This window comes from Novacetimonas hansenii JCM 7643, from assembly GCF_000964405.1.
In the GTDB taxonomy this organism is placed as follows: Bacteria; Pseudomonadota; Alphaproteobacteria; order Acetobacterales; family Acetobacteraceae; genus Novacetimonas; species Novacetimonas hansenii.
On record NZ_BANE01000068.1, the window covers coordinates 1 to 13,125 of the forward strand.

Sequence of the window (13,125 nt, forward strand, 5' to 3'; positions counted from 1 at the left end):
GCTTTTTGGAAAAAGCTTCACCAAAAAACCTTTATAATTTCAGGATGGTATTGGGCCTGATTTTTCAAACAGCCTCTTGCGGTGATGCCGGGATTTTTTGTCCCGCAACCTCCCTGATCGTGGGGTGCAAAGGGTACTACCGTTTTGTGGGGTGCGGGTGCCGCAGCGCCTGCACCTGCCCCTGCCCCAACCCCTGCGTTCCTACATCGAAAACCCGATGGTCTGGCTGCCTTCGCGCCCCCTGGTTTCCGCCACCAGCAGGTCAAGCATCGCCTGCGGCGTCGCAGGCACGTCCAGCAGGGCCTGCCTGCGCACCACCAGGGCAAAGTCCGAGGGGGTGAGCGTGCGCAGCCGGTTCAGCCCCTCGGGCGCGGGCAGGTCAAAGAACCGTTCAAACGCATGGCGTGCCTGTTGTGGCGTGAGATAGTCGAAACGTGCGCGCAACAGGAAGCGGCGCATGCTGGCCGGGTCAAGGCGGGCGGCAAGGTTGGTGGTGCATACGAACGGCAGCGGGTGGCTTTCCATCCATGTCAGCATTTCGTTCACCTGACTGACCTCCCAATTACGTTCGGCCGCGCGGCGATCGCCAAGCAGGCTGTCCACCTCGTCGAAAATCAGGAAGGAGCCGGTGTCGCGTGCTTCGGCAAAGGCGGCGGCGATCTTCTGTTCGCTTTGTCCCACATATTTGTCCAGCAGGTCGGAGGCGCGTTTTTGCAGGACCGGAAGCTCCATCATATCCGCAAGGTAGCGGGCATACGCGCTTTTACCCGTTCCCGGTGGCCCCGACAGCAGCAGTGACACCGCGCGCGGTGCGCCCGGCCGCGACAGGCGCGCCGCCAGCCCCGCAAGGTCACTGTCGGCATTGACCAAAGAGGCGTCATACGGCGCATCCCCGCCCGGCGGCGGCATCACCACCCGCCCTGCCGACGCGGCCTGCGTGATGCCGGTGGCGATGGTGCAGACCATGGTGGAATCCCCACCCGCCAGACGGGTCGAACGCAGCGCATTGCGCAGGATCGCAGGCGGGGCGGGAATGGCGCGCGCCAGAAGGGCGGCGGTATCGGGCGTCAGGGGCACCTGTTCCTCCTGCGCCATGTCCTGCCACAGGCGCGCACGCACCGCGACGCCGGGCTGGCGCATTTCGATACACAGCGACATGCGCCGCGCGATGGCGGGGCCAAGCATTTCCAGATCGTTGGCCGTCCAGATCACCGGCGTTCCCCCCTGTTCCAGCAACCGGTGAAAGAACACGCGGCTGTAGGATTGCGGGGCCTCGAACAGGCCGGTGGTGAACAGGTCTTCCGCCTCGTCAAACAGCAGGACGGAGGATGTGTTGCGTAACAGGCGCGTGCTGCACCGCAGGTCCGCCAGCCGTTCATGGCGGGAGGGTTCGTCGCCGCTGCTGTCGGCCTCGCCCACCGGATACAGTGTCGCACCGATCTGTGCCGCAAGGGTTGCCGCGAATTCGGTCTTGCCCGTGCCGGGGGGGCCATACAGCAAGATGTTGATGCCCGGCGCATGGTCGCGCACGGCGGCAGCCAGCACCTTGGCCGCGATTTCGCCCTGTTCGCCAAGATGGGCGAACGCCTCCCACGGCAGGCTTGCCCCGCGTGGCTGTCCCAGCAGGAGGGAACGGATGTCGCCCACCACGCGCGCGCGCCGGTTCATCAACGCCATCAGGCGCGGCAGCAGCGTGATGTCGCCATCTTCGTCCACGCTCATAAGCCCGCTCATGCGTAACTGTCCCTCTGGGGCGAGGGCGGCGGCGATTTCCATTTCCGCACGGTTGAGCAGCATGTGCAGCAGCGAGATGTCCTCGCACAGGAATGGCCCGCGGGAGCGGTTTTCACACAGGTCGTCCCACAACTGCTCGAAATGGCCATTGAGGCGATAGCACATCGCAAGGCCAAGGATATCGGTCGCCGCATCGTCCAGACCCGTCGCGCGACGCAGTTCCGACAGCCATGCATCAAGGTAGCCGCCATGCCCTGCCTGCGCGTCGCGTGCCTCTTCCAGGGCATGGCCCAGACGTTTCCATTCGGTCGCGGTGGGGGGGGCGTCGCCGTCGCGGCGGATCATGGCGGGCAGGGCCTTGTCCGGCAGGCCAAGGTCGGGTTGCGCCTGTACCGCGCACCGCACCAGCGACCCCGCATCGCGCGCGCCACGGTGGATCGACCCATGCAACGCACACAGCATGTCCAGCAGACGGCGCATGTCCCCCTTTACCCGCGACGGGCGCGCGGTGGGTACGCGGCGATGGGCCGGGCGTCTGCTTTTGGCAAGCGGCATCGGGTCGGATCTCCTGCTGTTGGGTGGAATATACGGGTCATGGTAAAAAATGTCGTGCGAAAAGGCACCCCCCGCGTCCGCCTCGGGGCTGCCTTGCGGGATGCGCACTGAACCGGGCGCCATGCCTGACGTTTGCACGCCAGCAAGGAGGAAGCACCCCACCCGTCATGGGGGTTGTCCTGGATGATGTGTTCCGGGGGCTGTTTGGAAACAACCTGTTGACAGAAAAAGAAAAAATTCTCCAGACGTCATCTTTCCCCAAAAAATGCGACGTCTTTTGCGGGGCTTCCTGAAAAAAGCGCCGCAAAAAGCCCTGGTTGTGAATGCGTGATGTTTTTCAGGCAGACTTTTCAAACAGCGTCTTAACCCTTATGTCGGTACGATACGGTATTGGATCAAGACCTTGGCCCGCCTCTATGGTGGGGAAGGCAGGCATTTACAAGAACCTGGATTCTGGACGGAAAAGAGCCATATGAAAATCAAGATCCCGGCGGTCGCGCGCTATGTGTCGTCCGCTTTTGTTCCCGGCCTTGCGGCGCTGTCGCTTGGCGTGATGGCGACGGTCGCCGCCCCGCATCCCGCACAGGCCGACACGTCGGTTATCGTGGGGAATCAGGTGTCCTCCGCAACGGTGGAAAGCGTGGATCACGAGACGGGAACAGTGCTGTTGCGTGACCACACAGGTGATCTCGTGACCGTGCGCGTCCCGCCCGAGGCCCGCAATGTCCCGCGCCTGCAGGCAGGTGACAAGATCAACATCCGTTTCTTCAAGACGATCGCCGCGTCCATCGTCCCGCCCGGTACGCAGCCGCCGGAATCGACCATTACCTCGGCCAAGGGATATGCCGGGTTGCACCCGCATGGCATGCTGGTGTCGAACCGCCGCGAACGGGTGCATGTGCTGGCGGTGGACCCCGCCAAGCACCAGATCACGTTTGAGGACGCTGACGAGATCACCCGCACGGAAGTGATCGGGGAAAAGGCGATGCAGGGTTTCCTGAATACCCTGAAGGTGGGGGATACCGTTGACGTCACCGTGACCGACGCCGTGTCGTTCGAGGTGATGAACCGCGTCATCGCCCCGTCCGCCACCGTGACGCAGGCACCCGGCGCCAGCGCACCGCGCCAGACGCCCTGATAATGCAGATGACGGCCCCGCCGGGGCCGCCCGTTATGGGCGGTTGCGGCAGGGTCTTTTTTCCAGAAGGTTTCGCGGGGTATCGTCCTTTTGAAAAGAGGCGATACCCCGTGCCTTTATTCGGATTCCTGCACCTGTCCGGACAGTGAATATCCCGAAACCACACTATCAAGCATCGTATCAAGTCCATCCTGCAATAACGGGTCCACCCCGTGTGCGACATAGGCGCGGGCACGTTTCTTGATGCTGTTGGCCACGCGTAGGTTGATCGGTTGCGCCGTGCCTTCACGCAGGACACTGGCGACGGACACCTGCCGTTCATGCGCCGCGCGCACCAGCAGGAAGGCAATGTGGTTCAGGATGTTGCCAAATTCAAACCGGCCAAAGCGCGAACGGCAGCGCGTCATTTCGCCCAGAACCTCGATATAGCGGTCGATGACCGGGCGTGAGGTATCCTGCCGGAAATGCAGCATGTGGTATTTCGCCGCGCGTGCATGTTCGATGCGTGCGTCTTCCCATTCGCCCAATGCCTCGTTACGGGTTTCGACCATGCTGTGGCGCGCGCGTGCGTCCAGGCAGGTGGATACGAAATCCCCGTGCGCCGTCGCATTCCATGCCACGCCCCTGCCTGCGCCATCCTCGCGCAGGGCAAAGCGAAAGCGCCTTTGCCCGTCAAGCCCGTACAGGATGGACGTCCCCCCCCGGCACAGCGGGTCGGTGCCCAGCACCATGACATGCGACATATCGCCACGGCGCATGTGATGTTGCCATGTCAGGACGTCAAACAGGCTTTCATCTTCGGCCACGCGGTCGATATGGGCATGGATATGGGCCATGAAACGCGTGGTGGGCATGCCTGCGACGCGTGGCGCGGCAAAGTCGATGCGCCACCAGGTTGCCGCACGCAGCAGGTGAAAGGCCAGTGCATTGCGCAACACCACCAGTTCGTCATCCGCGCCAACCTGTTCGCACAGGGCAGCAACCACGCTGAAACGGTGTGTCAGCATGCTGACCTGCCGTGACATCGGCGTCCACGGGTTGAAATAGTCAACCAGCATTTCCGGACGTGAATGGGTCAGGTGCCAGGCGGCCCGGGTGCAGTGGGTTTCGCGCATCATAAGATCCTTCTTGGCCCATGGGGTCTGGTCCGGCGGGCAGGGAGGGTCAGTAGCCGAGTTGGCGGGGCGCATGGTTGGTATGAAGCCATGGCCCGCGATGGTGTGGGTATGGTGTGCGGTTGATGCGGCATCCCGCGTGCAGGCATGGCCTGACGTATGGATGCCGGGGACATAGGTGCGCGACGGATGGCGTCGCGGCCAGCAACCGGACGGGGGGAACCCCGTTGCGGAGGATGCCTGCCTATATTTATTGATAACAGTTCTTAACATCAAGTTAAAAATAGGACAGGTCGCACTTTCCACCTGACACGGGAATGGCGGTTGGTCAGGGCATGCCTGCCAGATGTCGATGCAGACAGCACGATCTTTCATGATGTCTGTGTAATGTGACGTATCCCGTGCGAAACATGGCGTGACCGAGATGGGTATATTTCCAATGAATTGGATATAATATATCAGGTCAGGAGGCACTGACTTTTTCTGTCCGGGAATAGATATACCACTGTCATGGTCGCGGTATTGGGAAAAAATATCCGCTCCCTGACATTTCTACTTCGGGTATGGGCAACTGTTGCATCATGGGGGCGGTTTAAGGGCTACATAAAGAGTCCATTCCAATAACCCTATGGAATAATGAAGTTTTTTTGGGAGATATTTTCCACGAAGCTTTGGAAGACATGGTATTTGCACAAAGACCCAGGTCACGCCTGAAAATGTTTTCATTTTCTGGACAATGAGTTGTTTTCAAACGGTCTTTAAACAAAAACGGCGCTGGTAAAAGCCGGTAAAAGACAGTGTCAGTAACATGCTGAAATTATAAATGTTCTGGGGGCGGCGTTGTCCCATATGCTGCGATAAGATGTTGCCCTGTCCGGGGAAAAGGCAACGTCTTTATTATTACATATCAATGTATTCATGAATGCAGGGTCATGATCTGCGACGTAGCAGCAGGCGGTCAAGATCAACCAGCGCGCGTCGCACGATGGAGGGATCGGTATGTTTGGCGTCAAACAGCGTCACATCCCCTGCGGCCGACAGCGTATGCAACCCGTCAGTAAACGGGGCGAAGGCCGCGGGCGCGTGCAGGGACGGCGCGGCCCTGGCCTCGAATCGCTGGGGTGTCAGGGTGGTGATATGCAGTGGCGTGATCGCCCCGCCATAGGTGGCGGCGCATTCCTGCGTTGGCAGTACCAGCCCGTTATCCGTCATGATGGGGGTGCCGCCGGGGCGGGTGCTGCGGATGTCGCGGCGCACGGGATTGCCCGGATGCGGATGCCATGGCCCCATCAGGCGTTCGGCCCATGCAACGTGCAGTTCACTGATACGGTCGATGGGGGAATTGCCCCATGGGGCGTGGAATATCCACCACCGTCCGTCATGGAAAATGGGGGAGGCATCGACGGCGGCACCGGGGAATTCGAACATCTCCACCAGTTCCCAGCGATAGGGAAAATCGGTGGCGCGGTACAGGGTCTGTCGTCCCGAACGGCCGGATTCGGGCATCATGTAAATTGTGCCGTCCATGTCGGGCACGATCACGGGATAGGACAGGTGCCACGGTTCGACCAGAACCGGGCAATGTTCCAGCAGCGTCAGCGCGCGGTTGAACACGAACACGTCGATGCGCCCGATCTTCACGCGGTAATCATATGCTTCTGCAAAGACATACAGGCGGTCGCCCCGCCAGATGCCAAACGGGTCGGCGATAAAGCGGAATGGGCCAGGATTGTCGATCCATGTAACCGGATGCGCGCCCACGCCATCGCGCAGTACCTGCGTCATGGGGGCATGGATGATCCCTGTGCGCCAGATGTCGGTGCGTCCCAGTCCCAATGTCGTGTCCTTTCATGAAATGACAGGTGAAGGCACCGTTGCGTCCTGCGTCCTGCGTCCTGCGTCCTGCGTCCTGCGTCCTGCCTTCTGCGCCCTGTGCGATGGCGTTGTGTGTCCGGGTCATTTCCCGCACGCGGCGGGTGTGCGGGGCATGGACCTGCCTGCACCGGATATGCGGCGCGGCTGTTCCGGGCGCTTGCCCTGATCATAGTTCCGACCAAAGGCCCGGACTGCCGACTGGCGCGGATCGCATGTCCGGTTATCACATATTTCACCCTCCGCGCACCGGCAAGGCGCAGAGGCCATGTCCGGCAAAAGGCAGGTGCGTCAGGGGGGCGGTCATGCGTTTCCCCGCCGTGGTCATGGCCGTGGCCCTGTGCATGGAGGTCGGGCAGGGACAAAACCGCGAAAGGGCCTTGGGGGAAGGGCGCTGCTGGGGGCCGGGTCGCTTTATTCAGGGTATCTCGGACATATCTGCATCGGGGATGTCGATGACGCCATCCCGTCATGGGGGACGGGAACGTGCCATGGGGATTCGCATGGGGATTCGAAAGCCTTGGCGCTTGTCCCCGCGCGACCGCTCCCGCCTCCTGCCCCCGCCCCCTGCCATCGCCCGTATGTTTTCGCGTATGTTTACAAGGACGTTCGTGCTGCGATATCCGGGTGCAGTGGCGCGGGCCCTGCCGGGTTTCCTTGCGCCCCTTTGGCAGGAGGCTTGATTGAGTACCACCACACAGACACGTCGCCGTACCATCCGTGACGTGACCAAGGGCGAGGTGCCGGGCGTATGGCTGACGGCCTATACCGCATCCATGGCGCAGCGGCTTGATGCGCATGTGGATGTCATGCTGGTGGGGGATTCCCTGGGCATGGTGGTCTATGGCCTGCCGAGTACGGTTGGCGTTACGATGGATATGATGATCGCCCATGGCGCCGCGGTCATGCGCGGGTCGCAGCGTGCGCTGGTGGTGGTGGACATGCCGTTCGGATCGTACCAGGAATCCCCTGCGCAGGCATTCCGCAATGCCGCACGCATCATGGCAGAGACGGGCTGCGGTGCGGTGAAGCTTGAAGGGGGTGCGGAAATGGCGGACACGGTGCGTTTCCTGACACAGCGCGGTGTGCCGGTATGCGGGCATATCGGGCTGATGCCGCAGGCGGTCAACGCCACGGGCGGTTTCCGTACGCAGGGGCGTGATGCGCTTCAGGCGGCGAAGGTCACGGCAGATGCCCACGCCATTGCCGCAGCCGGGGCGTTCGCCATTGTGATCGAGGGCACGGTCGAACCCGTGGCGCGCGCCATTACGCGTGAACTTTCGGTGCCGACCATCGGCATCGGGGCCTCGGTGGCCTGCGACGGACAGGTGCTGGTGGTGGATGATCTGGTCGGGGCGTTCGGGGATTTCACCCCCCGCTTCGTCCGGCGCTATGCCGAGGTGGGGTCCGTGATCGAGGACGCCGCCAGCCGTTATGCCGATGACGTGCGTAACCGCCGCTTTCCCACCGATGCGCAGTGTTTCGGCACACGCGGGTAAGGAGGATCGACGGGTGGGGGGAAGCATGCCATGCTGATACCTTGCTGAAGCAGAGACGGTGTGGTGCAGCTCCTTCCCCTTTCCCCTGCCATGGCGGATGCGGCGCGAACGCCCGCGTTTGGCCGACGTGAACTGCTGGCGTTCGGCGCGGGGGACCTGGCGTTCAACATCATCTGGGGGCTGATGCTCAGCTACCTGGAATATTTCTATACCGACATCTGCCTGTTCCCACCGGCCTGCGTGGCGGTGATCCTGCTGTGCGCGCGCGCCATCAGCATCGTGGCCGACCCGGTGGTGGGGGTGGTGATCGACCGGCGCCCGGCGGGACGTCAGGCGCTGCCGCTGTTGCGTATCGGGCTTTTGCCGTTTGCCGCCATGATCGTCCTGACCTTTGTGCCGTTTGGCGGCCCGGGGGGGATTGCACGTTATGTCTGGGCCTGTCTCACCTATATGGGCCTGTGCGTGACCTATAGCGTGTCCAACACAGCCTATGGCGCGCTGACCAGCCTGATTTCGGATGATCCCGCCATCCGCCTGCGCCTTGCCAGCGCGCGCATGGTGGGGGCAGGGTGCGGTACGCTGCTGATTGCGGTGCTGACACTGCCTGCCGTGGACTGGCTGGGCCATGGCGACCGGCGGCATGGTTTCATGCTGTTCATGGTCATGGTTGCGGTGGTGGTCGCCGCCCTGCTGGGGCTTGTGGCCACGCTGTGCCACGAACGCGCCCGCGCGCACCGCGACCGGCAGCCCGTGCGCGTGTTGGCGCGTGCGCTTTTGCGCAATGGCGGGTGGTTGCGCCTGACGGGGGCGATGATCCTCGTCATGCTGGGATCGACCTTCATGTTTGGTGCGCTGGTTTATTACGTGCGCTTCGTGCTTGGCGGCAGTGACCATGACGCGGGCTGGATACTGGGCGCGATGAATGTGCTGGGCCTGTGCGGCAGCGTATGTGGCGCGGCCCTTGCCCGGCGGTGCGGCAACCGGCGCCTGATGGGGGTGGGGACGTGCCTGTGCGGGACGTGGCTGGCGCTGGCATGGATGTGCCCGCCATCATGGCCGGTAACGGTGGTGGCGATGTGTCTGTTTGGCCTGTGCCTTGGCCTGTGCAATCCGGCCTGTTTCGCACTGCTGGCGGAATATGTGGAGCAGGGCGCCCGCACCAGCGGCGTGCGTACGGCGGGGCTGGCATGGGCGCTCAACTCCACGGCGTCGAAACTGGCTTTTGATGGTGGGGGCAGCATGCTGGCGTGGCTGATGGCAGGATATGGGCTGGTGGCGGGCGATCATGCACAGGCGGCGGGGGCGCGTGCAGGGATCGGGATCGGGTTCCTGGCAATCCCGGCCTGTGCCTTCGTGGCGGCCGGGGTGGGCGTGCTGCTGTTGTGCCCGCGTCCCGTAATGGATGCCGGAAGGCTGTTGAGAAAAGAATAGAAGTCTCTGGCTGTCGCCGACCTCGTTCGAAAATGCAATATTTTGCAAGGTTTTTCGGGAAAATCCTGAAAGGACGTTTTTAAAATTTAAAGCAGTAATCTGTGGGAATGATAAAATTTTCAGTAAATATTTTCCCAAAGATCTTTGCAGGACATCGAATTTCAAAAAATATACTAATGTCTGGTATTATCCATTTTCTTGGTAGGCTGCCGGATTGGGATTTTTTACGCAGAAATATTTCTGAAATTACAAAAATAATAGAATTTTCAACATAAAAACAGAAATATATTCTCATGAGTTATGAATAATGTCCATTCTGGCTTCCAACCCGACAGCCTGTTAGAGACTGTTTGAAAAGGTAAGTCCGACAAGATCGTGAAATCATAAAAGTTTTTGGTGAAGCTTTTTTCAAAAAGCTTCGGAAGACATCGCCTTGTTGCGATCAAAGGGCGACACCAAAAAATCTTTTTCTATTGTTTATCAATGGTTTGTTTTCAGGCGCTCTCCTGTTCTTCCATCACGTCGTCCGTTCCAAAGATGCGTTCAGAATCCGGTCGAGGCCGTAAACAGGACCGCAAGCCCGCCGCCCACGTAATAGGTCGGCGCCTGCCCCGCGATGGTGGTGCCATGCACGCCCGTGGTGTCGCGGGCGTTGAAGGTGGGGGCGGCGACACCGGACAGGTAATGCTGGTTGGTGATGTTGATGAAGTTCATGCGAAATTCGGGACGTGACAGGAAATAATGGCTGTCCATGCGGTATCCGAATGCAAGGTTGCCGGTGGTATGGTCCGACAGGCGTTCGTCATTCATGAAGGTCGCATACTGGTGGCCGACATATTTGACGCTCGCCATGCCAAAGAAATGCCCGTCATCATAGCTGAGGCCCGCAGACGCCTGAAGTGTGGGGCTGTTGACCGCCGTAAGGCCGCGCGTAGGCAGCAGGTCGCCATTGGCGGAAATGTCATTGTCGATGGTGGCGTGCAGGTATTCCCCCGACAGATAAGGGCTCCAGTGGTGCCACGGATGGGTCCCGACCTCCACATCCACGCCGCGCGTCGTCTGTCCCCCGCCATTGAGGGTGGAGGCCACGGTCGCGTTGTTCACGTCGATGGTGGTCTGGATCTCGCGGTTGGTGAAGTCATAGTTGAACAGCGTGACCCCCCCCATCAGCCACGTCCCGGAATAGCGGTAGCCCAGCTCCTCCGACACGGAATACTGGTTCTTTACCCTGCTGGGGTCGAGTGCGCCGGTAATCGGGCTGTAGGTGGTGAACAGCGCGGATTCATCGGGGGTGCGGAAACTGGTCGTGGTGTTGAAGAACACCTGATGGCGTGGCGTGATCTGGTAACTGATGGCCATGCGCGGCAGGGGAATGGATGTGTTGCTGCTCACGTTGGTCTGGTTCCACGCGGCGTCGGTCGTGCTGCCATGCCGGTCGAGCATCACGTCCTTGAACCCGACCTCAAGGTGCAGGCGCCTGTGCAGGAACGTCATCCGGTCCCCCGCATACAGGGCGTTGGTCTGCGCGATGGAATGGAAACCACCTGCCTGTAGCTGCCGCCCGTCGGGTGTAAGGATGGTGCGGCTGATACGGTCCACCCAGATATCGGCGGCGGTGCCATTCGCACTGACGGCGGTGAAGGGCTGTTTTTCATTGTCGTCGGAATAATCGTACCATGCGCCCAGTACCAGGTCATGGTTGGCGATGTGCCAGTCCAGGGTGGCGTTGACCCCGGCGCGATAGCTGTTCTGCGTCCAGTTCGCGCGCACCAGATCATCCACGCCGGGAACGCCGCGTGGTGTTGCCTGCCCTTCGGCGTACATCCCGGCATCCGCCAGCGTCGTGCCCGACGGGTCGTTGCCATAACTCCATTGCGCATAGGGCGTCATCTTCAGCCGCAGCCCGTGTGTCAGGTTGAAGTGCGAAGGGGCGGCGACATAAAAGATGCGTTCGGGCTGCCGGTACAGCGGCGCGTAATCCGCCCCGCCCGCCGCGTCATTGGGGTCATAGGTGCGTGCAAGGTTGTTCGCCGCCCCAAATGGCCCCGACTGTTTCCAGTCCGTCTTGTCCACCAGCGGATAGTAGCTGGCGACCATCGTGTTCCATGTCCCGATGAGGGAGATGCGGTTGTCATTGCCCCAGTCGCGCAGGAACTTGAAATCTATATGCTGGCGTTCGTCATGCCCCACCCCGCGCCAGTTGTCGGTATAGCCGTGGGAGTAGGAGACAAAGCCCCGGATGCCGGTATGGCCAAGGGTTCCCGTCTCCAGCCGCAGGAATTCGCGGTTGGTGTTGTATGACCCATACGACACGTCGGCATATCCGCCCGCATGTTCGGCCGGGTCGCGGAACGTCATTTCCATCAGTCCGCCCGCCGCGTTGAGCACAGGGGCATCAAGATCCGCCGCCCCCTGGGCCAAGGAGACGGTCTGGTAATTCTCCGTATCCGCGAACTGTCCCGGATAGCCGTTATAATAGGCAATGTCGTTCAGCGGCATCCCTTCGAGCAGGTAGCCGATCGAATCCCCGCCCATGCCGCGCACGTTGATGTTCGTTTGTGGCGAGAAGCCAAGCGGGTCGGATGTCGCGACATTGGCCCCGGGCAACATCGCGACCATGTCGAACGCCGTGGCCGAAGGGGCCTGCTTGTCCATGAAATCCGTGCCGATGGTGCTGACGGATTTCAGGGCCTTTTCCTCCCGCAGCAGGCCGCCGCCGGGCTGGTGGCCGTGGGGGTGTGCCTGGGTTACGGAAATGTGTTCGTGCGTGAGTGCGGGCGTGGTCGCGGATGTACGCACGTCTGTGGTCGCGGGCGCGGTGGAGGCGGCCAGATGGCGTGTGCGCGGCCCTGCCGCATGGGCAGGTGACGGCCCGCCGGGAGGGGACGGGACGGGGGTGAGGGTGGCCGCCCATGTGGTGCCGTTCGCCCCCCCCATCACGACCATCACGGCGGCCAGCACATGGCGTGGCATGGCGCAGGTGCCCGCCGGGCGGCGCGGGGAAAGGGCGCGGGGGATCATGGAGGGCGGTTTCCTTGGCAAAAAACGTTTGAAAATGTTGATGTTTCAGAAATATGACAATAGCGCCGTCCCCGGCTTTCCACCTTGGAAGAAATGCGCAGGCGATATAATATACCTTCGATCAGGTCCGTAAGCCCTGAAATCATGGTGAAATATGCGCAGTACCGATCGGGCGCATGGCGGACGCGGAAATGGGACAGGGGCTGATGGGACAGGAATCCACACATATCGTCAGCAGTTTCGAACAGGAACTTGAACGGCTGCGGGCCATGATGGTTCGTATGGGCGGGCTGGTGGAACGCCAGACATCGCAGGCGGTCGCCGCCGTGGTGGACCATGACGAAAATGCCGCCGCCGCCGCCCCGGAACTCGACCCGCAGGTCGATGTCCTTGAACGCGATGTAGAGGCGATGGTCATCCGCATCCTTGCCCTGCGCTCTCCCGTGGCGGGCGACCTGCGCGAGGTGGTCTCCGCGCTCAAGATCACGGGGGACATGGAACGCATCGGCGACTGCGCGGCGTCGGTCGCGCGGCGTTCGCTGCGCACCGAACTGCTGGGCACGCGCGTCTCCCTCAGCGGGCTGCGCGGCATGGGACGGCTGGTGCAGGACAACCTGCGCCGCGCGATCGACGCCATGACGCAGCGCGACCCCGAAAAGGCGTATGAGGTGTGGCAGTCAGATACGGCCGTCGATGAACTCTATACCGCGATGTTTCGCGAACTGGTGACATATATGATGGAGGACCCGCGCAATATCGG

9 protein-coding genes are annotated in these 13,125 nt (G+C 61.4%); 5 read left to right on the top strand and 4 right to left on the bottom strand.

Annotated features, from left to right (window positions below; all coding sequences use genetic code 11):
- Positions 1 to 201: 201 nt before the first annotated feature.
- Positions 202 to 2,289, bottom strand: coding sequence for an AAA family ATPase (locus B7G66_RS05600; RefSeq protein WP_003621456.1), 2,088 nt, complete (start codon positions 2,287 to 2,289; stop codon positions 202 to 204).
- Between the two features lie 472 nt (positions 2,290 to 2,761).
- On the opposite strand from B7G66_RS05600, the gene B7G66_RS05605 reads away from it, so the two are divergent.
- The gene (locus B7G66_RS05605) at positions 2,762 to 3,427 is read left to right on the top strand and encodes a hypothetical protein (RefSeq protein WP_003621458.1); all 666 of its coding nucleotides are present in this window, start codon (positions 2,762 to 2,764) and stop codon (positions 3,425 to 3,427) included.
- 116 nt (positions 3,428 to 3,543) lie between these two features.
- Here B7G66_RS05605 and B7G66_RS05610 read toward each other — a convergent pair whose 3' ends face one another.
- Both B7G66_RS05610 and B7G66_RS05615 read right to left on the bottom strand, forming a co-directional pair.
- The gene (locus B7G66_RS05610) at positions 3,544 to 4,815 is read right to left on the bottom strand and encodes a hypothetical protein (RefSeq protein ID WP_371861423.1); all 1,272 of its coding nucleotides are present in this window, start codon (positions 4,813 to 4,815) and stop codon (positions 3,544 to 3,546) included.
- Between the two features lie 657 nt (positions 4,816 to 5,472).
- Entirely contained in the window at positions 5,473 to 6,327 is an 855-nt protein-coding gene (locus B7G66_RS05615; protein ID WP_003621461.1) for a glucosamine inositolphosphorylceramide transferase family protein, read from the bottom strand.
- Between the two features lie 10 nt (positions 6,328 to 6,337).
- Between B7G66_RS05615 and B7G66_RS18155 the strand changes: the two genes are divergently transcribed.
- From B7G66_RS18155 to B7G66_RS05635, 3 genes are all read left to right on the top strand, one after another.
- Complete coding sequence (locus tag B7G66_RS18155) at positions 6,338 to 6,583, top strand: hypothetical protein (protein ID WP_170213672.1); 246 nt, start codon at positions 6,338 to 6,340, stop codon at positions 6,581 to 6,583.
- A gap of 514 nt (positions 6,584 to 7,097) precedes the next feature.
- Entirely contained in the window at positions 7,098 to 7,913 is an 816-nt protein-coding gene (gene panB / locus B7G66_RS05630; RefSeq protein WP_003621464.1) for a 3-methyl-2-oxobutanoate hydroxymethyltransferase, read from the top strand.
- A 63-nt stretch (positions 7,914 to 7,976) separates the two neighbouring features.
- The gene (locus B7G66_RS05635) at positions 7,977 to 9,344 is read left to right on the top strand and encodes an MFS transporter (protein ID WP_141313050.1); all 1,368 of its coding nucleotides are present in this window, start codon (positions 7,977 to 7,979) and stop codon (positions 9,342 to 9,344) included.
- A 543-nt stretch (positions 9,345 to 9,887) separates the two neighbouring features.
- On the opposite strand, the gene B7G66_RS05640 is transcribed toward B7G66_RS05635, so the two are convergent.
- The gene (locus B7G66_RS05640) at positions 9,888 to 12,365 is read right to left on the bottom strand and encodes a TonB-dependent receptor (protein WP_003621468.1); all 2,478 of its coding nucleotides are present in this window, start codon (positions 12,363 to 12,365) and stop codon (positions 9,888 to 9,890) included.
- A gap of 206 nt (positions 12,366 to 12,571) precedes the next feature.
- On the opposite strand from B7G66_RS05640, the gene phoU reads away from it, so the two are divergent.
- Positions 12,572 to 13,125: phosphate signaling complex protein PhoU (phoU, locus tag B7G66_RS05645; protein ID WP_048858909.1), on the top strand; the 554-nt coding region annotated here is incomplete at its 3' end.

Excerpts from the sequence above, each read along its gene's own strand:
- B7G66_RS05610 (WP_371861423.1), bottom strand. The coding sequence starts at position 4,815 with ATGTTAAGAACTGTTATCAATAAATATAGGCAGGCATCCTCCGCAACG.
- B7G66_RS05615 (WP_003621461.1), bottom strand. The coding sequence starts at position 6,327 with ATGACGCAGGTACTGCGCGATGGCGTGGGCGCGCATCCGGTTACATGG.
- B7G66_RS05640 (WP_003621468.1), bottom strand. The coding sequence starts at position 12,365 with ATGATCCCCCGCGCCCTTTCCCCGCGCCGCCCGGCGGGCACCTGCGCC.
- B7G66_RS05600 (WP_003621456.1), bottom strand. The coding sequence starts at position 2,289 with ATGCCGCTTGCCAAAAGCAGACGCCCGGCCCATCGCCGCGTACCCACC.
- B7G66_RS18155 (WP_170213672.1), top strand. The coding sequence starts at position 6,338 with ATGATCCCTGTGCGCCAGATGTCGGTGCGTCCCAGTCCCAATGTCGTG.
- B7G66_RS05605 (WP_003621458.1), top strand. The coding sequence starts at position 2,762 with ATGAAAATCAAGATCCCGGCGGTCGCGCGCTATGTGTCGTCCGCTTTT.